General features: G+C 61.5%; 22 protein-coding genes. 14 read left to right on the top strand and 8 right to left on the bottom strand.

Annotation, left to right across the window (positions count from 1 at the left end):
• Positions 1–19 precede the first annotated feature (19 nt).
• From AC04SH_RS13775 to derI, 7 genes are all read left to right on the top strand, one after another.
• Positions 20–1,153: an ABC transporter permease gene (locus AC04SH_RS13775; protein WP_488575417.1), complete on the top strand. Its 1,134-nt coding sequence runs from the start codon at positions 20–22 to the stop codon at positions 1,151–1,153.
• A 38-nt stretch (positions 1,154–1,191) separates the two neighbouring features.
• Positions 1,192–2,133, top strand: a complete 942-nt coding sequence (locus AC04SH_RS13770; protein ID WP_081726801.1) for a D-ribose ABC transporter substrate-binding protein — start codon at positions 1,192–1,194, stop codon at positions 2,131–2,133.
• Positions 2,134–2,240: 107 nt separating this feature from the next.
• A complete protein-coding gene (locus AC04SH_RS13765) occupies positions 2,241–3,800 on the top strand; it encodes an FGGY family carbohydrate kinase (RefSeq protein ID WP_488575416.1) in 1,560 nt (519 codons plus the stop codon).
• On the top strand, positions 3,797–5,314 hold the full coding sequence (locus tag AC04SH_RS13760; RefSeq protein WP_488575415.1) for a glycerol-3-phosphate dehydrogenase: 1,518 nt from the start codon (positions 3,797–3,799) through the stop codon (positions 5,312–5,314). Before AC04SH_RS13765 ends, AC04SH_RS13760 begins: the two co-directional genes overlap by 4 nt.
• On the top strand, positions 5,314–6,252 hold the full coding sequence (locus AC04SH_RS13755) for a sugar phosphate isomerase/epimerase family protein (protein WP_488575414.1): 939 nt from the start codon (positions 5,314–5,316) through the stop codon (positions 6,250–6,252). The genes AC04SH_RS13760 and AC04SH_RS13755 overlap by 1 nt, the downstream gene beginning before the upstream one ends.
• Before the next feature lie 82 nt (positions 6,253–6,334).
• Positions 6,335–7,102, top strand: coding sequence for a triose-phosphate isomerase (locus AC04SH_RS13750; protein ID WP_488575413.1), 768 nt, complete (start codon positions 6,335–6,337; stop codon positions 7,100–7,102).
• A gap of 25 nt (positions 7,103–7,127) precedes the next feature.
• The gene (gene derI, locus AC04SH_RS13745; RefSeq protein ID WP_488575412.1) at positions 7,128–7,565 is read left to right on the top strand and encodes a D-erythrulose-4-phosphate isomerase; all 438 of its coding nucleotides are present in this window, start codon (positions 7,128–7,130) and stop codon (positions 7,563–7,565) included.
• Between the two features lie 72 nt (positions 7,566–7,637).
• Here the strand turns inward: derI and dhaL are convergent, their stop codons facing one another.
• Together dhaL and AC04SH_RS13735 are read right to left on the bottom strand one after the other, a co-directional pair.
• A complete protein-coding gene (gene dhaL / locus AC04SH_RS13740) occupies positions 7,638–8,279 on the bottom strand; it encodes a dihydroxyacetone kinase subunit DhaL (RefSeq protein WP_477231784.1) in 642 nt (213 codons plus the stop codon).
• Positions 8,280–8,309: 30 nt separating this feature from the next.
• Positions 8,310–9,317 carry a dihydroxyacetone kinase subunit DhaK gene (locus AC04SH_RS13735; protein ID WP_477231783.1) on the bottom strand — a complete coding sequence of 336 codons (1,008 nt, stop codon included), beginning with the start codon at positions 9,315–9,317 and terminating at the stop codon, positions 8,310–8,312.
• A 157-nt stretch (positions 9,318–9,474) separates the two neighbouring features.
• Between AC04SH_RS13735 and AC04SH_RS13730 the strand changes: the two genes are divergently transcribed.
• Positions 9,475–9,915, top strand: coding sequence for an NAD(P)-binding protein (locus AC04SH_RS13730; RefSeq protein ID WP_477231782.1), 441 nt, complete (start codon positions 9,475–9,477; stop codon positions 9,913–9,915).
• Positions 9,916–10,118: 203 nt separating this feature from the next.
• On the opposite strand, the gene AC04SH_RS13725 is transcribed toward AC04SH_RS13730, so the two are convergent.
• The 5 genes from AC04SH_RS13725 to groES form a co-directional block, all read right to left on the bottom strand.
• On the bottom strand, positions 10,119–10,367 hold the full coding sequence (locus AC04SH_RS13725; protein ID WP_477231781.1) for a DUF982 domain-containing protein: 249 nt from the start codon (positions 10,365–10,367) through the stop codon (positions 10,119–10,121).
• 25 nt (positions 10,368–10,392) lie between these two features.
• On the bottom strand, positions 10,393–10,713 hold the full coding sequence (locus AC04SH_RS13720; protein WP_477231780.1) for a DUF982 domain-containing protein: 321 nt from the start codon (positions 10,711–10,713) through the stop codon (positions 10,393–10,395).
• Between the two features lie 84 nt (positions 10,714–10,797).
• A complete protein-coding gene (locus AC04SH_RS13715; protein ID WP_477231779.1) occupies positions 10,798–11,028 on the bottom strand; it encodes a hypothetical protein in 231 nt (76 codons plus the stop codon).
• A 57-nt stretch (positions 11,029–11,085) separates the two neighbouring features.
• Positions 11,086–12,714: a chaperonin GroEL gene (gene groL / locus AC04SH_RS13710; RefSeq protein ID WP_488575411.1), complete on the bottom strand. Its 1,629-nt coding sequence runs from the start codon at positions 12,712–12,714 to the stop codon at positions 11,086–11,088.
• A 59-nt stretch (positions 12,715–12,773) separates the two neighbouring features.
• Entirely contained in the window at positions 12,774–13,088 is a 315-nt protein-coding gene (gene groES, locus AC04SH_RS13705) for a co-chaperone GroES (protein ID WP_477226520.1), read from the bottom strand.
• A 28-nt stretch (positions 13,089–13,116) separates the two neighbouring features.
• Between groES and AC04SH_RS13700 the strand changes: the two genes are divergently transcribed.
• The 6 genes from AC04SH_RS13700 (at position 13,117) to AC04SH_RS13675 (ending at position 16,509) form a co-directional block, all read left to right on the top strand.
• Positions 13,117–13,773, top strand: a complete 657-nt coding sequence (locus AC04SH_RS13700; RefSeq protein ID WP_488575410.1) for a hypothetical protein — start codon at positions 13,117–13,119, stop codon at positions 13,771–13,773.
• 20 nt (positions 13,774–13,793) lie between these two features.
• A complete protein-coding gene (locus tag AC04SH_RS13695; RefSeq protein ID WP_477346017.1) occupies positions 13,794–14,063 on the top strand; it encodes an usg protein in 270 nt (89 codons plus the stop codon).
• Between the two features lie 233 nt (positions 14,064–14,296).
• Positions 14,297–14,596, top strand: a complete 300-nt coding sequence (locus tag AC04SH_RS13690) for a DUF982 domain-containing protein (RefSeq protein ID WP_488575409.1) — start codon at positions 14,297–14,299, stop codon at positions 14,594–14,596.
• Between the two features lie 407 nt (positions 14,597–15,003).
• Positions 15,004–15,471: an Hsp20 family protein gene (locus tag AC04SH_RS13685; RefSeq protein ID WP_488575408.1), complete on the top strand. Its 468-nt coding sequence runs from the start codon at positions 15,004–15,006 to the stop codon at positions 15,469–15,471.
• Between the two features lie 87 nt (positions 15,472–15,558).
• Positions 15,559–16,068: an Hsp20/alpha crystallin family protein gene (locus AC04SH_RS13680; RefSeq protein ID WP_192259616.1), complete on the top strand. Its 510-nt coding sequence runs from the start codon at positions 15,559–15,561 to the stop codon at positions 16,066–16,068.
• Positions 16,069–16,209: 141 nt separating this feature from the next.
• On the top strand, positions 16,210–16,509 hold the full coding sequence (locus AC04SH_RS13675; protein ID WP_192259614.1) for a DUF982 domain-containing protein: 300 nt from the start codon (positions 16,210–16,212) through the stop codon (positions 16,507–16,509).
• A 74-nt stretch (positions 16,510–16,583) separates the two neighbouring features.
• Here AC04SH_RS13675 and AC04SH_RS13670 read toward each other — a convergent pair whose 3' ends face one another.
• Complete coding sequence (locus tag AC04SH_RS13670; protein ID WP_488575407.1) at positions 16,584–17,474, bottom strand: NmrA family NAD(P)-binding protein; 891 nt, start codon at positions 17,472–17,474, stop codon at positions 16,584–16,586.
• Positions 17,475–17,498 lie beyond the last annotated feature (24 nt).

Genomic DNA, 17,498 nt, shown 5'->3' with positions numbered 1-17,498 from the left:
GAATTTCGGAGCCCCGATCATGACCGATGTCAGCCAGGCCAGCAAACAGTCCAGCCCCAGCACGGGCGGCGAGGGCTTCGACGTGGCCAAGCTGCTGCTCGAGGGTCGGGCTTTCTTTGCCCTGATCGTCATCATCGTCGTCTTCTCGATCCTGTCGCCCTACTACCTCTCGGTGGCGAACTTCCTGACCATGGCCTCGCATGTCGCCATCTTCGGGATTCTCGCCGTCGGCATGCTGCTGGTCATCCTCAATGGCGGCATCGACCTGTCGGTGGGCTCGACGCTTGGGCTTGCCGGCGTCGTTGCCGGATTTTTGATGCAGGGCGTGACGCTGACCTGGCTGGGCGTCGTTCTCTACCCTCCGGTCTGGGTGGTGGCGGTGCTGGCCTGCATGCTGGGCGCCGTTGTCGGTCTGGTCAACGGCGTGCTGATCGCGCGGTTCAAGGTTCCGGCCTTCGTCGCCACGCTCGGCGTCATGTACATGGCGCGCGGCCTGGCGCTGCTGATGACCAGTGGCCTGACCTACAACAATCTCGGCGGCAAGCCGGAGCTGGGCAACACCGGCTTCGACGCGCTCGGCTTCAACCGCCTGTTCGGCGTGCCGACCGGCGTGGTGGTGCTGGTGGTCATCGCGCTGATCGGCAGCATCGTCTTGAACCGCACCGCTTTCGGCCGCTGGCTCTACGCCTCGGGCGGCAATGAGCGCGCCGCTGAACTCTCCGGCGTTCCGGTCAAGACGGTGCAGATTTCGGTCTATGTGCTTTCAGGCATCTGCGCCGCCATTGCCGGCCTTATCCTGTCCTCGCAGCTGACCTCGGCCGGGCCGACCGCGGGCACCACCTACGAATTGACGGCCATCGCTGCCGTCGTCATCGGCGGCGCGGCGCTGACCGGCGGGCGCGGCAACATCCGCGGCACCTTGCTCGGGGCCTTCGTCATCGGCTTCCTGTCCGACGGTCTGGTGATCATCGGCATCTCATCCTACTGGCAGACAGTGTTCACCGGCGCCGTCATCGTGCTCGCCGTGCTCCTCAATGCCGTTCAGTATCGCCGCCGTAGCAAGCTCCCAGCTTCCACGGGCGGCCAACCGACTTCTCAGAAACGGGGGAAGGCCGAACCGGCCAATCCTGCCCAAGGGAAGACTGCCGGGTGACCGGCAGCAACACCGCGTAAATCATTGGAGGAATGTACATGAAAATCGTGCTTAGAAGTTTGCTTGCTGCCGCAATGGTGGTTGGGTTTAGCGCAGCCGCATCGGCCGCGGGCCTGATCTCGATCATCGTCAACGATCCGGCCAACCCCTACTGGCTGACCGAGGGCAATGTCGCCAAGGCTGAGGCCGAAAAGCTCGGCTATACGGCCAATGTCGCTGCCCACAAGGGTGACACCAACACGGAAAGCAATCTGATCGACACCGCCATCACCAACAAGTCGGTGGCGATCATCCTCGACCCGGCCAATGCCGATGGTTCGGTCGGCGCGGTGAAGAAGGCGATTGCCGCCAACATCCCGGTTTTCCTCGTCAATGCCGAGATCAACCAGGAAGGCCTCGCCAAGGGACAGCTCGTCTCCAACAACGCGCAGGGTGCGGCTCTTGGTGCCCAGCAGTGGGTGCAGGCGGTCGGTGAAAAGGGCAAGTATGTCGAATTGCTCGGCGCCCCGTCGGACAACAACGCCGCCACGCGCTCGAATGGCTACGCGACCGTGCTGAGCCAGTATCCGGATCTCGAAAAGGCTGCTTCGCAGGTCGCCAACTGGGATCGTACCCAGGGCCACGACAAGATGCAGAGCATGCTGCAGGCCAATCCCGACATCATCGCCGTGATCAGCGGCAATGACGAAATGGCGCTTGGTGCGGTTGCGGCACTGAAGGAAGCCGGCAAGCTCGCCGGCATCAAGGTCGGGGGCTTTGATGGCTCCCCGGATGCGGTTGCGGCCATCAAGTCCGGCGAACTGCAGTACACCGTGCTTCAGCCGGTGGCCATCTTCTCGGCAAAGGCCGTGCAGCAGGCCGACTCGTTCATCAAGACGGGCGCCACCGGCGCCACCAGCGAGAAGCAGCTGTTCGATTGCCTTCTCATCACCAAGGACAATGTGGACAAGTACACCGCACCCTTCGTGCTGTCGGAATAAACCTGCACAGGGGGTGTCCTTGCGGACACTCCCTGCCTCTTCTACGGCTTCCAGACAACAAAGACTGCTCCTTTGAATTGCCTTCATAACCATCCGGAACTTGCCGCATGAAAGACCTGCTGATCGGGATCGACGCGGGAACCTCCGTGATCAAATCGGTCGCTTTCGATCTTTCGGGGCGGCAGCTTGCCATGGCGTCGGTAACCAACAGCTTCGTCACGCTGGAGGGCGGCGGCGCCGAGCAGGATCTCGATCAGACCTGGCGCGACATGGTTGAGACGGTTCGCGAACTGGCGACGAAGCTTCCCGATCTCGCGCGGCGAACCGCGGCGGTGGCGATCACCGGGCAGGGCGACGGTACCTGGCTGATCGATGGCGACGGCATGCCGGTCGGGCGCGCTTGGCTCTGGCTCGATGCCCGCGCCGGCCATCTGGTGGACGAGATGCGCTGCGATGCCCGAGATCGCACGCGGTTCGAGATCACCGGCACCGGGCTCAACGCCTGCCAGCAGGGTGCTCAGCTCAGCTGGCTGAAAAGGAACAGCCCGGAAATCCTGGAGCGGGCCGCCACCGCCTTACATTGCAAGGACTGGCTCTATTTCAAAATGACCGGCGAGCGCGCCACCGATCCGTCGGAAGGCACATTCACTTTCGGCGATTTCCGCTCGCGCAGCTATTCCGACGCGGTGCTCGACATTCTCGATCTGACGACACATAGCCGCCTGTTGCCGCCCATGCTTGAAGGCACGACCGACCATCACCCGCTGTCGCCATCGGCGGCGAGAGAGACCGGCCTGCTCGAAGGCACGCCGGTGGTGCTGGGTTACGTGGATATGGTCAGCACCGCGCTCGGAGCCGGCCTCTACGATCCAAGCGGCAATGTCGGCTGCACGGTCATCGGCTCTACCGGCATTCACACGCGCCTGGCGCGCACCGCCGACGATGTCGTGCTCAACGACAATGCGTCCGGCTATACGATCGCCATGCCGGTTCCCGGCGCCTATGCGCAACTGCAATCCAACATGGCGGCGACGCTCAACATAGACTGGCTGCTTGGCCTGGCGCGCGACGTGCTGACTGCCAGCGGCGCCAAGCCTTCGCGCGACGAATTGCTGAAAGCACTCGATGCCTGGGTCGAAGGATCGGAGCCGGGATCGCTGGTCTATCAGCCCTATATCTCCCTCGCCGGTGAACGCGGACCGTTTGTCGATCCCGATGCGCGGGCAGGCTTCATCGGCCTTTCCGTCAAGCACGGTTTTGGCGATCTGGCGCGCGCGGTTCTTGAGGGATTGGCCTTCGCGGCGCGCGATTGCTACCAGGCAATGGGCGCGGTGCCGGGCGAAATCCGCCTGTCGGGCGGCGCGGCGCGCAGCCCTTCGCTGCGCCGCATCATCGCCGCAGTGACCCGCGCGCAAGTCAGGACGAGCAGCCGCCAGGAAGCCGGTGCTGCGGGTGCGGCGATGATGGCCGCGGTCGGGCTTGGCGTTTATCGCTCCATGGATGATTGCTGCGCCGAATGGGTGACACCACTTCTGGGCGAATGCGACACCTATGACGAGGCGCTTTCCCAAACCTACGATGCGCTGTTTCCATCCTTCGTCGCGGCGCGCCAGGCGCTGCGGCCGGTGTGGAAAGGCATGGCGCACCGCACAGGAGCAAAGTCTTGAGTGATACGTCAGATGTTGTCGATCTCTTTGTAATTGGCGGCGGCGTCAACGGCGCCGGGATAGCGCGCGATGCGGCCGGTCGAGGGCTGTCGGTCATCCTGTGCGAGAAGGATGATCTGGCGCAAGGCACCAGTTCGCGTTCCGGCAAGCTGGTGCATGGCGGCCTGCGCTATCTCGAATATTACGAGTTCCGGTTGGTGCGCGAAGCGCTGATCGAACGCGAGGTGCTGCTTGAGGCGGCGGCGCACATCATATGGCCGATGCGCTTCGTGCTGCCGCACAGCCCCGAGGACAGGCCGGCATGGCTTGTCCGGCTCGGGCTGTTTCTCTACGACCATCTTGGCGGCCGCAAGCGGCTGCCGGGAACGAGGACGCTGAACCTAAGAACGGCACCGGAAGGGGCGCCGATCAAGGACGAATTCAAGCTCGGCTTCGAATATTCCGACTGCTGGGTCGATGACGCCAGGCTGGTGCTGCTCAATGCGCTTGACGCCAGTCAGCGCGGCGCAAAAGTGTTCACCCGCACGGCCTGTATTGCTGCCAGGCGCGAAGCCGGGCTGTGGTCGATCGACATGCAGGACGGTCGCACCGGTGCTGTGACGAAGGTCCGCGCAAAGGGGCTGGTCAACGCCGCCGGACCGTGGGTCAACGACATTGTGAGCCGCGTCGCCGGGCAGAATTCCACCCGCAACGTTCGCCTGGTAAAAGGCAGCCACATCGTCGTGCCCAAATTCTGGGAAGGACGGCAGGCCTACCTCATCCAGAACAGCGACAAGCGGGTGATTTTCGTCAACCCGTATGAGAACGATCTGGCGCTGATCGGCACCACCGACATTCCCTATGAAGGCAAGCCCGAGGAAGTGGCCGCCGAGGCCAACGAAGTCGATTATCTGATCACGGTGGTCAATCGCTACTTCAAGCGCCAGCTGACTGCGCAGGACGTGGTCTACAGTTTCTCAGGTGTGCGACCGCTCTATGACGACAATGCCGACAACCCAAGCGCGGTGACACGCGACTACATCTTCGAACTCGACGCCCCGAATGGCGGCGCGCCGCTGCTTTCGGTGTTCGGCGGCAAGATCACCACCTTCCGCAAGTTGTCCGAACATGCGCTGGAAAAAATCCAGCCATTCTTCCCGACGATGAAGAAAGCCTGGACCGCCAAAATTCCCTTGCCGGGGGGCGACCTGCCCAACGCGGATTTCGAGCAGTTTTTGAGCGATCTGCACGCCGAGTTTTCCTCGCTTAGCCCGTCGCTGGTGAAGCACTATGCGCGAAGCTACGGCACGCGCACGCGCGCTTTGCTGAAAGGGGTGAAAAACGAAGCCGATCTCGGCCGTCGTTTCGGCCCGGATTTCTTTGAGCGCGAAGCTGCCTTCCTGTTCGAGACCGAATGGGCGATGACTGCTGCCGATGTTCTCGAACGCCGCACCAAGCACGGGTTGCACATCAATGCGGCCGAGCGGAAAACATTTGAAGACTGGTGCGCTAACATCATGGCGGCGGCAAACTGATGGCCTTCACGCTTTCCCTCAACACCAACCCGCTGGTCAATCGTTTCGCTGATCCCGACGATTTGATCGACGCCATTGCCTATGGCATCGGCATCCGCGACGTGCAGCTGACGCATGAATTCGTCAATCCGGGCTGGCCGGCGGCAACGATCGCCAAATTCCTGCGCCTGTTCAACAGCGCACTGGCGCGGACCGGCGTGCGCGTCACCTCAGGGATGACCGGGCCTTATGGCAGGCTCAACCATTTCGGCCATCCGGACGCAGATGTGCGCCGCTACTATGTCGACTGGTTCAAGACCTTTGCCGACATCTCCGCCGAACTCGGCGCTTCGGGCATGGGCACACAGTTCGCCATCTTCACCTATAAGGATTATGACGATCCGCAACGGCGGGCAGCGCTTGTCGACGTCGCGCTCGAATGCTGGCGCGAAGTGGCCGAGCACGCCAAGGCAGCCGGCCTGACCTACCTGTTCTGGGAGCCGATGTCGGTGGGGCGGGAGTTTGGCCATACGATCGAAAGCTGCGTTGAATTGCAGGGCGCCATCGACGCGGCGAAGCTGCCGATCCCGATGAAGATGATGGTCGACATCGACCATGGCGACGTCACTTCACCCAACCCCGCCGACACCGATCCCTATGCCTGGGCGAAAGCCTTTCCGCTGCAATCCCCGATCATCCATATCAAGCAGTCGTCTATGAACAAGGGTGGCCACTGGCCGTTCACGGCCGCCTACAACAAGGATGGTCGCATCCTTCCACAGAAGTTGCTCGACACCGTGCGACAGGGCGGCGGAACCGACAACGAGATTTGCCTTGAACTTTCGTTCCGGGAGAGGGAACCGGTCGATCATCAGGTGATTGCAATGATCCGCGAGTCGGTGGATTTCTGGGCGCCTTACATCGACAGCGGCCGCGACGATCTCAAGCCTCGGGCCTGAGGGAAAACGCCGGCTCGAAAGCCGGCGCCGATGCTGGCCGGGAAACACGCGTCGTCCGAATTTCGGATCGAAGGAGAAAAGAATGACCCCATATTGGGTCGGCACGAGCTGGAAGATGAACAAGACGCTGGCGGAGGCATTGCAGTTCGCCGATGCGTTGGCGGCCTTCGTGCCCGGTTTCGATCCGGCGATACAGCCTTTCGTCATTCCGCCGTTCACCGCGGTGCGGCAGGTGAAGGCGGCGCTCGCCAACACTCGCGTGAAGGTCGGTGCCCAGAACATGCATTGGGCCGATGCCGGCGCCTGGACGGGAGAGATTTCGCCGGTGATGCTGAGGGATTGCGGGCTGGACCTGATCGAGCTTGGCCATAGCGAGCGTCGCGAGCATTTCGGCGAAACGGATGTGACGGTGGGATTGAAGACGGCGGCGGCGGTCAGGCATGGCCTGGTGCCGCTGATCTGCGTTGGCGAGACGTTGGCCGAGCGCGAAGGCGGCCGCGCCGATCATGTCCTGACCGCGCAGGTTCTCGGTGCACTGCAGGGCTTGAAGGACGACGAACTGTCGGCCGAAATCCTCTTTGCCTATGAGCCGGTCTGGGCGATCGGCGAGAAAGGCATTCCAGCAAGCGCGGACTATGCCGACAAGCAGCAGGCCCTGATCAAGCAGGTCGCCCAAAGCCGTTTGCCGGCCGCCCCGCTTGTGCTTTACGGCGGCAGCGTCAATCCAGGCAACGCGGCCGAACTGATCGGCCAGCCACATATCGACGGGCTGTTCATCGGCCGCTCGGCGTGGCAAGCGGAAGGTTACATCGACATTCTAAAAAAGGCGTCGGCCGCAATCGAGCGCTGACCGCGAAGCAAAAGGAGTTCACGTCATGAAGATCGCACTCGGAGCCGACAGCGCCGGCAAGCCGCTGCTCGACGTCATCGCCAAGCATCTCGCCACCAAACCCGAGCTGCAGGTCGTCGATCTCAGCCAGGCCGGATTCTACGCCGATATCGCTGCCGCAGTTGGCCACGAAATTATCGAGGGCAACTACGATCGCGCCATCCTGTTTTGCGGCACCGGCATCGGCGTCAGCATCTCCGCTAACAAGGTGCCGGGCATTCGTGCAGCCTTGACCCACGACACCTATTCGGCGGAGCGCGCCGCAAAATCGAACAACGCCCAGATCATCACCATGGGTGCCCGCGTGATCGGTCCCGAACTGGCGAAATCGATCACCGACGCGTGGCTGGCCTCGGAGTTCGATCCGAACGGCCCGTCGGCAGCAAATGTGCAGGCCGTCAACAAGCTCGACGCGAAGCGCTGAAGATGCCGGGTAGAGTCAAGTCAAGCCTCTATCCTATTGCGTGAATATGATCTTTTCCGAAATGGAGATGGTCTAGCCGGTCAAGGCGATCCGCATCGCCTCGATCACGGTTACGGCAGACGCCGCTCCCGGATCCATGTGGCCAAGCGAGCGTTCGCCGAGGCGGGCGGCCCGTCCCTTGGTGGCGATCATCGCCTTGGTCGCCTCCGCGCCCGCCTTTGCCGCCTCGGCGGCAGCTGCAAGGCTGCCGGCCAGGCCCGTGCCGGCGGCCAGCGCCTCGCCCGCTGCCGTCGCAGCCGGCGCCCAGGCATCCATCATCGTCTTTTCGCCTGTTTCAGCCTTGCCGCGATCCTGGATGCCTTTGGCCATGGCCTGGAACATGGCGACCATGTCCGCCTCATCGAGCGTCGTCTTGCCTTTCACGGCTGCCGCGCCGCGCATGAACGCGGTGGCATAGAGCGGACCGGAGGATGCGCCGACGGCATTCAGGAACGATCTCGCCGCCGTGTTCAGCAAAGTGGTCGGTTCGGTGATCCCGGCGTCCAATGCGGCAACCGCGTCGCGTGCCGCGGAAAATCCAAGCTCCATCGCAATGCCGTGGTCGGCGTCGCCAATCACGCCGTCAAGCGCGCACAGCCGGTCCCGGTCGGCTGACATGGCGTCCGCAATGGCAGCGAACATTGCGGCAAGGTGGCCAGTGTCGATCGTTGTCATGTCTTTGTCCCCTTGCTGCTCTGACAGGTTTTAACCGGCGCGAAACATGGCGCAGTCGCAAGGGTGGTCGAGCATCGTCTGCAACTCCTCGTCGAGGTGGTGCAGCGTGATCGAAGCGCCGGCCATTTCGAGCGAAGTGCAGTAATTGCCGACCCAGCTTGCGTGAATGGACACACCGATATCGTCAAGCCTCTGCTTCACGCGCCGGTTCATGATGTAGAGTTCCATCAGCGGTGTCGAACCGAGCGAATTGACCAGCACGGCGACCTTCTCGCCGCGTGCCGGCGCCATCTCGGCGAGGATCCTGTCCAGCATCTCGTCGGTGATCTCGTCGGCCGTTTTAAGCTTTCCGCGCGCGATCCCGGGTTCGCCATGGATGCCCATGCCGATCTCCATCTCGTCGGGTCCGATCTCAAAATTCGGCCGGCGGGTTTGCGGCAACGAACAAGGCGCCAACGCCACACCCATGGTGAATGTTTGGTCGTTGGCTTTCCGAGCGATGCGCTCGCATTCATCGAAGGACAACATGCGGTCGCAGGCGGCACCTGCCGCCTTGAAGATGAAGAAATTGCCCGCGACACCCCGTCTCTTGTGCCTGTCGCCCACGGGCGCGGAAGCGACGTCGTCGGTGCTCAGCACCGTGCGCACCTCAATATCGTCCATACCAGCCATCTCGGCCGCCATGTCGAAATTCATTACGTCGCCGGCATAGTTGCCGTACATGAACAGCACACCGGCGCCGCCATCTGCTGCCTTTGCGCATTCAAGGATCGGGTCGGGCGGCGGCGAGGCGAAGACGTTGCCGATGGCCGCCGCGTCTGCCAGCCCCCTGCCGACAAAGCCGAGAAAACTCGGCTCGTGGCCCGAGCCGCCACCAATGACGAGGCCTATCTTACCCTGGCGCGGTCCGTCGCGGGCGATGATCGAACGTGGGCTGCCGTCCACGCTTTTGAGATGGCGGGGATGCGCTGCCAGGATGCCTTCCAGCATCTCGTCGACGGTGCGATTGCCGTCATTGATGATCTTCTTGGTTTGCACCGGCGTCCTTCCGATTTGGTATTTTCATAGATGATACCGGGCGCAATCGAGATTTTCACCCCGGCAATTGATGTTTCCAAATGTTGGCTCTCTCTGGCACGGCCAGGATCTGCACGCCGTCGCTAATTTTTTGTCCGCCACCAAGGCAAAATTCTTCTTGCCAGCGGAACGTCCGCTTGCTGATGATTTTACCTCGCCAGACGTGACGGTGAAGATGATCAAGTCCGGTACGGCGGATTTCATCGGCCGCGCGCGGCCGTCGATTGCCGATCCCTTCCTGCCGAAGAAAGTGGAGGAGGGGCGGATCGAGGACATTCGCGAATGCATCGGCTGCAACATCTGCATCACCGGCGACATGACCATGTCGATCTCGCGCTGCCCGCAGAACCCGACATTCATGGAGGAGTGGCGCAAGGGGTGGCATCCCGAACGCATGCAGGCCAAGGGCGACAGCGTGCTGATCGTCGGTGCCGGCCTCGCCGGGCTGGAAGCCGCCCGCGCGCTCGGCCTGCGCGGTTATCAGGTGCCCATCGCTGAAGCCCGCACCGAGCTGGGGCGGCCGCGTGGCGCGCGTACACCCGGAACGTCTTCGTCATGAGAGAGGTCAAGGAAAACGCGCGATTGCCATTCTGACCAGCCGACCCCGTTTACCCACCACGTTCGGATCGCGTAGTGGCCGGAGCAGGTTCGACCCCCGTCACGAATGACGGTATTGGGCGCCAAGCAGGCTAAGACAGCCTGCCAGTTGCTTCTCCTTTTCAGGAGGCTTTACGAGCAAGGGAAAGGTTCCTTGCAGCGCCACTATGAGGCCTGGACCAAACCTGCACGACGGGCCGCTTTCAAAAATGCCCTTCTTGCTTGTTGCGGAGCCCGCCATCCGTCCAGGGAGTCGCGGCAAGTGCGGCAGGCAGCTCGATAGCTTGGTCCTCTCGCCCATTCTGGCCATTGGTCATGAAGGCACTCAAGTGCTTCCCAACTGCTGGCAACCACCCGCTCCCTTGAGGATCTCCCGCGCAGTCTCACTGGTTCGGGAAATCGAATATCCCTCATAGCTTTCTCCGCTCCCACAGACCGATTACATCGACTTGTTGTAGGGGCCTCTCGAAGCAGCTCCGAAAGCGCCAACTGCCTTGGCCGCGACGATGTCGCCTGCGGCCTGTACAAGCAAATCCATGCGGCGGGCGAAGGCAACAAAAGTGCTGCGAGCGGTTTCGGCATCCACCTCGCCGGCGAGGGCTGCCCGACAGGCATTGAGCGCGACGCCATGAGCAGGGTTTCGCTTCGATGGCGGCCATTCATCCAGCAGGACGAAGGCGTCTTTTACGCTTTGAATGTCGGTCGGAAACCCAAGACCCACGAACACCCTCACGGGATGCTGAAATTGATTGTGTTCCATGTTTTCCTCCGTTTCACGTGGTTAGCTCATTCGATCGGAAGCCTTTCCCACGGCGCGTGCGCGATCGGTTGCGAGCGTCGCGCCTTAGCCTGCCGAATTCCCGTTTCCAGGAGAGCCTTTGCCGTCGGTAAGATTCCGCGCGGCCAGAAACATCACCGTGTATGCTGCTTTGCGCCGATCCCAACCCGCGGCCTCCGCTCTGTCGAGCAACTCGACCAGTATCGGGTCAAGCGCAACCTTCAGGTCTGCTTCGTAGTTCAGATCGGTGGCCGCGCGCGACGGCGGGGGGATTACGTTCAAGTTCATCACGTTCATGGCTCTACCCATTTGTCAGCGTGTCCGCGCCCACCGGGCGCGGACACAGCCGTTACATCAGAAGTCCATGCCACCAGCCGGCATTGCCGGAACGGCGGGTTCCTTCTTCGGCTTCTCGGCAACCATCGCTTCCGTCGTTACCAGCAGGCCGGCAACCGATGCCGCATCCTGGAGCGCGGTCCGCACCACCTTTACCGGATCGATGACGCCCTCGTTGTAGAGGTCGCCGAACGCGTTGGTCTGTGCGTTCCAGCCCCAGCCGAATTCCGGCTTCTCGCGTAGCTTGCCGACGATGATCGAGCCTTCCGCGCCGGCGTTCTCGGCGATCTGGCGCACAGGCGCTTCGATCGCCCGCCGCACGATATCGATACCGTGCTTCTGGTCTTCATTTTCGGCCTGCACGCTGTCCAGTGCCTTGGCCGCACGCAGAAGCGCCACGCCGCCACCCGGCAACACGCCTTCCTCGACCGCAGCGCGCGTCGCATGCATGGCATCGTCGACACGGTCCTTGCGCTCCTTGACTTCGACCTCGGTCGAGCCGCCGACGCGGATGACAGCGACACCGCCTGCGAGCTTGGCCAGCCGCTCCTGCAGCTTTTCCCTGTCGTAGTCGGAGGTAGTCTCCTCGATCTGCGCCTTGATCTGACTGACGCGACCCTGGATCTCGCTCTTCGAGCCGGCGCCGTCGACGATGGTGGTGTTCTCCTTCTCGATCACCACCTTCTTGGCGCGGCCGAGCATGTTGAGCGTGACGTTTTCGAGTTTGATACCGAGATCTTCCGAGATTGCAGTACCGCCCGTGAGGATGGCAATATCCTCCAGCATTGCCTTGCGGCGGTCGCCGAAGCCGGGCGCTTTGACGGCGGCGACCTTAAGGCCACCGCGCAGCTTGTTGACGACCAGCGTCGCCAACGCTTCGCCCTCGACATCCTCAGCGATGATCAGCAGCGGTTTGGACGACTGCACGACAGCTTCCAGCACCGGAAGCAGCGCCTGCAGATTGGACAGCTTCTTCTCGTGGATCAGCACATAGGGCTCTTCGAGCTCGACGCGCATCTTGTCCTGGTTGGTGATGAAGTAGGGGCTGAGGTAGCCGCGGTCGAACTGCATGCCCTCGACGACTTCCAGCTCGGTCTCGGCGGTCTTGGCTTCCTCGACGGTGATGACGCCCTCATTGCCGACCTTCTGCATCGCTTCCGCAAGGAAGCGGCCGATCTCGGCGTCGCCATTGGCCGAGATGGTGCCAACCTGGGCGATCTCGTCATTCTTGGTCACCTTGCGGGCGTTGGTCTTCAACTCCTGGACTATCGCATCGACGGCCTTGTCGATGCCGCGCTTCAGGTCCATCGGGTTCATCCCCGAGGCGACGGCCTTCGCGCCTTCCTTGACGATCGCCTGTGCAAGCACGGTCGCGGTCGTGGTGCCGTCGCCCGCAAGGTCGCTGGTCTTCGAGGCGACCTCGCGCACCATCTGCGCGCCCATGTTCTCGAACTTGTCCTCGAGCTCGATTTCCTTGGCGACGGTGACGCCGTCCTTGGTGATGCGCGGCGCTCCGAACGACTTGTCGATGACCACATTGCGGCCCTTGGGGCCGAGCGTGACCTTCACCGCGTCGGCGAGGATGTTGACACCGCGCAGCATGCGCTCGCGGGCGTCGGAATGGAATTTCACTTCCTTGGCAGCCATTGGATCATTCCTTCAGTAGGCAGCTTCATTGACTGGATTGCGATTGAACCAGAGTTCGATCAGGCGGCTTTCTTGACCGTCGCGGTCTGCTCGATCACGCCCATCACGTCGCTTTCCTTCAGGATGAGCAGATCTTCGCCGCTGAGCTTGATCTCCGTGCCGGACCACTTGCCGAACAGGATGCGGTCGCCGATCTTGACGTCGAGCGGCGTGAGCTTGCCACTCTCGTCGCGGGCGCCTGGGCCGACGGCAATCACCTCGCCCTCCTGCGGCTTCTCCTTGGCGGTGTCGGGGATAATGATGCCGCCAGCCGTCTTCTCCTCGGCTTCGATGCGGCGGACCAGGATACGGTCATGCAATGGACGGAACGTCATATCGTTCTCCTTCAGGACAAACAGATTTTTGAGTTCCTCCACACCGGACCGGCAATATCGGCCGGTGCGGGGCGCCGCGACCCTTTTCAGGCATCGCGCGCATATCGAACTAGTTTTGCATTTTCTGCGTTTCAAGAGGTCGCTGAAAAAATTTTGGCACTCGGCATTCGGGAGTGCTAGCCACATGAATTCATGCAGCTATTTTTGCGGGGCGCGCGATTTTCAGGTCTTGAAATTCGGCCCGAACTCCACGAAATTTTTTGTGGTTGGAGACCCCGAAAAGGGTCACTGCAACACCAATGATGCCAAGGAGATTGTTAGGGAGCGGAGACTGTCGATGGAACGAACTTTCCCAAAAAACATCCCCTCGATCGCCCCTGAAACCACTGATCCTTCGCTTGACCGCCTGCTGTTTCCGGCGCGGCACTTTAGCCACCCCGATGAGGTGGTGGGCGACCGCACGCTCGACACTCAGGAGAAGCGCGCCATTCTTGCCTCATGGGCTTCTGATGCTTGCGCCGTCGACTCCATGCCTGCGCTGCGAAAGCAACCGGGTGCTGCGAGCCCGGCGACGTTTGACGCCGTCATGGATGCACTTCGCCGACTGGACGATAGTCGCGCTGAGGTAGGCTGTGACCTCGAGGAAGGGCGGGGCCGAGAACGCCCGCAAAGACTTGATGCCTGAACGCGCGATAGGAGAGACGCATGGTCAGCAGGGAATTCCGGCTGCAGATGGAGGGCTACGGTCTCACAACTGCGGAAATTCACTACCGCCTTCCCGATCATCCGAGCCTTTTGCAGCTCTACGTTTGGCAGGAATACGACCTGGCACCGGAATTCCCGACCCTCAAGGGGTTTCTGGATTACTGGGAGCGCGAACTCGAAGGAGCGCTGCATTCCGTGCGAGTCGCCCATCACCGCCTTATCCGGCCTTCCGAATGGCAGGCCGTAGACGGCATCTTCACAATTCAATAGCCGGATCCGCTCCCCTTGAACTGGAAAGTGGCGTTTCCAATCTTTTTATGTGTCCAGCGCGGCTTGCCGGATGTCGGGTTGCAGGAGCCGAAGGATCGCATGGAAACGATGCTCTTTGAAAATCCGGTTTCCGCCGTTTTCCGTGGCGTTCGCCAAGTAGCCGACATCGTTTGCCGGGAGCCGCGCACGGGGAGGCAAGATTCAGTTGCCCCAAAGTTTGAAGGGAGGTCACTATGGAAAGCGCGACGTTCAAACAACCGGTTTTCGTAAGAGATGAGGGCGGTGTTGTCCAAAAGATCGGCTGTGTCATGGATGCGATAGAGTTTCTGGAAGAATGGCCGGTTGAAAGGCGCGGCCTCCTCCACGCTGCGGCGTCGGATGCATGCTACTCCGCGTACGATGGCCGGAAGTCTGTCGAGGCGGCGAACAGGGCCTTTATGACCTGGGCACGCAGGGTCGCCGTCATCGAGGATCTGCCCGCGGCGCCGCAGTGGATGACAGGGCCGAAGATCAGCAAAATAGACCATCTTTAGATAGTCAGGGCTAGTACTGCGGCGGCAATCTACCGCCGCAGCATCAAAGCGGTGCGTCACCGGGCAAGGGGAGCGGGAAGCCGAGCGAGCGAGGCACCGGACGCGATGATCTCCGCAATCGTCACGTCGTCTATGAATCCGAGGACCGAGACGACGTCTTGGCGTGTCATAGCCATCCTTTTCCTCCATTCGAAATACCTGCGAAGTAGATGGGGCATTCGCTGGAGAGCTTGCCACCCTGCCATTCGAAGGCGGTTGCGAAACTGCTTTAGCGGTCGCTCTTGACACGGCCGAAATCGATTCCCAACTCATCTTTGTCGGTCGCCGCGCAAGGGGCCGATGTGTCAGGGAGCGCCAGGCTTCTTGGCGTTCCCTCGTATCTATGTTGCTCCAAGGAGGATGTAGCTATGAGAACGAACCTGGACTTTTCCCCCTTCTATCGGTCGAGCATCGGCTTTGACCGCATCTTCAACCTGCTCGAAAACGCCAGCCCCGCGCAGAACGCGGATAGCTGGCCGCCATACGATATCGCCAAGCTCGGCGAAGACACCTATCGCATTGTCCTCGCGGTCGCCGGTTTCGGTGAAGACGAGCTTACGATCACGCATGAGCCAAATATGCTCGTGATCGAGGGCGCCAAGACAGAGAACGACGGAGTTCAGTACCTCCATCATGGCCTGGCGCTGAGGTCGTTCGCGCGCCGCTTCGAGCTCGCCGATCATGTGACCATAGTCGGGGCAAAGCTCGAAAACGGTCTGCTGATCATCGACCTCAAGAAGGAAATTCCCGAGGAGATGAAGCCGCGCCGCATCGCGATCAACATCGAGACGGACAAGAAGGCGGCCTCCAAGCGCATTGAAAGCGCGGCGGCCTGATCTTTGGCGGTCGGCCTGCAGCAGACACCCCGTCCTGTCGTGGGTGGGGTCCGGGTGCGACCCATAAAACGGAAAGGAGAAGGACAAATGAGCGTACGTGACTTGATTCCCTGGAGCCGTGGCGGCAGCCAGGCGCCGAGCATTTATCGCAGTGACGACATGGATCCGTTCCTGTCGTTGCACCGCAATGTCAACCGGCTATTCGACGAGGTGTTCCGCGGTTTTGACACGCCTTCGGTTCTGGGCCGCGTGCCTCCTCTCAATGGCACTTGGCCAAGCGTGGAGTTCTCGGAAACCGACAAGGAAATCCGGGTGACGGCCGAAATCCCTGGCCTCGATGAAAACGACGTCGAGGTCATGCTGGATGATGGTGTTCTGACGCTTCGCGGCGAGAAGAAAGCAGAAACCGAGGACAAGGACCGCCAGTTCAGCGAACGCTATTATGGGCGCTTTGAGCGGCGCTTCAGTCTCGGCCGTGAGGTTGAAGACGACAAGGTGGTGGCTACGTTCAAGAACGGTGTGCTCACGGTGACCCTGCCGAAGACCAAAAAGGCGCAGGCAAACGCCAAACGCATTGCAATCAACGGCAGCAAATGAGGTTCGCGAAGGAAGGCCGGGGCTCGTCGAGCCCTGGCCTCTGCAGACAGCGAGGATGGTCAAATGGCGTCCGACACCTCAAACGAAAGAGCCGCATCATGTGATGCTGAATCAACCCTTGCAATCCCAGGGAGGTAACAAATGACCAGTCTGGCTTTCCTTGCCCCCGTGCAGGTTAAGACCAGTGACGTGATACACGACATCAACTCGGTGCGGGAGGCGCTGGTATTCTTGAATCAATGGCCAAGGGCCCGTCGGGGACCGGTATACAGCTGCGCAGTGAGAAGCTGCAACGCCGCGATTGCTGGTCAGATGACCACCGATCAGGCGCGGCAGGCATTTGTCGGCTTTGCCAGGATAGCTGGGGTGTTGGCCAAATCCGATTTTGCGCCACTGGCCGGGGCTGATCAAAAGCTGTCCGTTTCCGGGCGCAGTCCCTGACTTCAGTTCGGGGTTTCTCCTGGCGCGCATAGGCCGTTTAATTCGACTGGACGAGCTCGGTTGTCGGGCGACGCTTACGCCGCGTCGAGCGTATTGAAGGCGGCCCGGTGCGACGTGACGAAGTCCTGAACGGTCATCGGCGGAACGCCCGTCACTTCGGCGATGATCTTGTCAGAGCCCGAGAAGATGCCGTTCTCGTAATCGAGGGCGATCGCACAGAAATGCTGGATCAAAAATTCCGGCAGGCCGAACTTTTCCAGGCGATCGCGATAGGCGGGGATGGTCAGCGGCTGATAGCTGATCTTGCGGCCGAGCACCTCGCTGATGGCTGCGGCGATGCCCGGCTGATCAAGCTCGGTCGGCCCATGAAGCGTATAGGTCTTGCCGACATGGGCGGCCGGATCGGCCAGCAGCACTGCGATCAGGCGGGCTTGGTCCTCGGCAGCAATGGGAGCATGACGGCCAGCGCCATAGGGCAAGTCGATGATGCTCTGTTCGACGATCGTCTTGCGCGCAAACGGATAGAGCAGCCATTGCGAGAAGAAGGTCGGCCGCAGATGGATGGTGGGAACGCCCGACCAGTCGAAGATCCGCTCGGCGATCCAGTGATCGCGCGCCGCATGACTCTCGGAGTCCTCGCGCGCGGAGATCTGCGACATGTTGATCACGGCCTTGAGGCCGACGCGCCTGGCCGCATCGGCGAAATATGCCGTCGTCTGGATGATACCGGGACGGACGGGGTAACAGAAATAGGCGGCGGTGGTGCCGGCGGCGGCGCGGATCACGTCGTCATGCTCGAAGAGGTCGCCCACCACGACCTCGGCGCCTTCGCTGCGAAGCGTCTCGGCGCGCTCGTCTTCCTGGTGGACCAGCGCGCGGACAGCGTAGCCCTTCTCGAGCAGGCGTTGGACGGTGTAGCGGCCGGTCTCACCGGTCGCGCCGGTAATGAGGAACTTGTCAGTCATTTCTATCTCCTTGTTGGGTTGCAT

The organism is Mesorhizobium sp. CNPSo 4688, assembly GCF_057784295.1.
The sequence above is the reverse complement of the archived record's forward strand: the minus strand, read 5'-3'. Positions and strand labels throughout refer to the sequence as shown.

Coding starts and splice junctions, on each gene's coding strand:
- AC04SH_RS13775 (WP_488575417.1), top strand. CDS start 20: ATGACCGATGTCAGCCAGGCCAGCAAACAGTCCAGCCCCAGCACGGGC.
- AC04SH_RS13770 (WP_081726801.1), top strand. CDS start 1,192: ATGAAAATCGTGCTTAGAAGTTTGCTTGCTGCCGCAATGGTGGTTGGG.
- AC04SH_RS13765 (WP_488575416.1), top strand. CDS start 2,241: ATGAAAGACCTGCTGATCGGGATCGACGCGGGAACCTCCGTGATCAAA.
- AC04SH_RS13755 (WP_488575414.1), top strand. CDS start 5,314: ATGGCCTTCACGCTTTCCCTCAACACCAACCCGCTGGTCAATCGTTTC.
- AC04SH_RS13750 (WP_488575413.1), top strand. CDS start 6,335: ATGACCCCATATTGGGTCGGCACGAGCTGGAAGATGAACAAGACGCTG.
- derI (WP_488575412.1), top strand. CDS start 7,128: ATGAAGATCGCACTCGGAGCCGACAGCGCCGGCAAGCCGCTGCTCGAC.
- dhaL (WP_477231784.1), bottom strand. CDS start 8,279: ATGACAACGATCGACACTGGCCACCTTGCCGCAATGTTCGCTGCCATT.
- AC04SH_RS13725 (WP_477231781.1), bottom strand. CDS start 10,367: ATGAGGGATATTCGATTTCCCGAACCAGTGAGACTGCGCGGGAGATCC.
- AC04SH_RS13720 (WP_477231780.1), bottom strand. CDS start 10,713: ATGGAACACAATCAATTTCAGCATCCCGTGAGGGTGTTCGTGGGTCTT.
- AC04SH_RS13715 (WP_477231779.1), bottom strand. CDS start 11,028: ATGAACGTGATGAACTTGAACGTAATCCCCCCGCCGTCGCGCGCGGCC.
- groL (WP_488575411.1), bottom strand. CDS start 12,714: ATGGCTGCCAAGGAAGTGAAATTCCATTCCGACGCCCGCGAGCGCATG.
- groES (WP_477226520.1), bottom strand. CDS start 13,088: ATGACGTTCCGTCCATTGCATGACCGTATCCTGGTCCGCCGCATCGAA.
- AC04SH_RS13695 (WP_477346017.1), top strand. CDS start 13,794: ATGGTCAGCAGGGAATTCCGGCTGCAGATGGAGGGCTACGGTCTCACA.
- AC04SH_RS13690 (WP_488575409.1), top strand. CDS start 14,297: ATGGAAAGCGCGACGTTCAAACAACCGGTTTTCGTAAGAGATGAGGGC.
- AC04SH_RS13685 (WP_488575408.1), top strand. CDS start 15,004: ATGAGAACGAACCTGGACTTTTCCCCCTTCTATCGGTCGAGCATCGGC.
- AC04SH_RS13680 (WP_192259616.1), top strand. CDS start 15,559: ATGAGCGTACGTGACTTGATTCCCTGGAGCCGTGGCGGCAGCCAGGCG.
- AC04SH_RS13675 (WP_192259614.1), top strand. CDS start 16,210: ATGACCAGTCTGGCTTTCCTTGCCCCCGTGCAGGTTAAGACCAGTGAC.
- AC04SH_RS13670 (WP_488575407.1), bottom strand. CDS start 17,474: ATGACTGACAAGTTCCTCATTACCGGCGCGACCGGTGAGACCGGCCGC.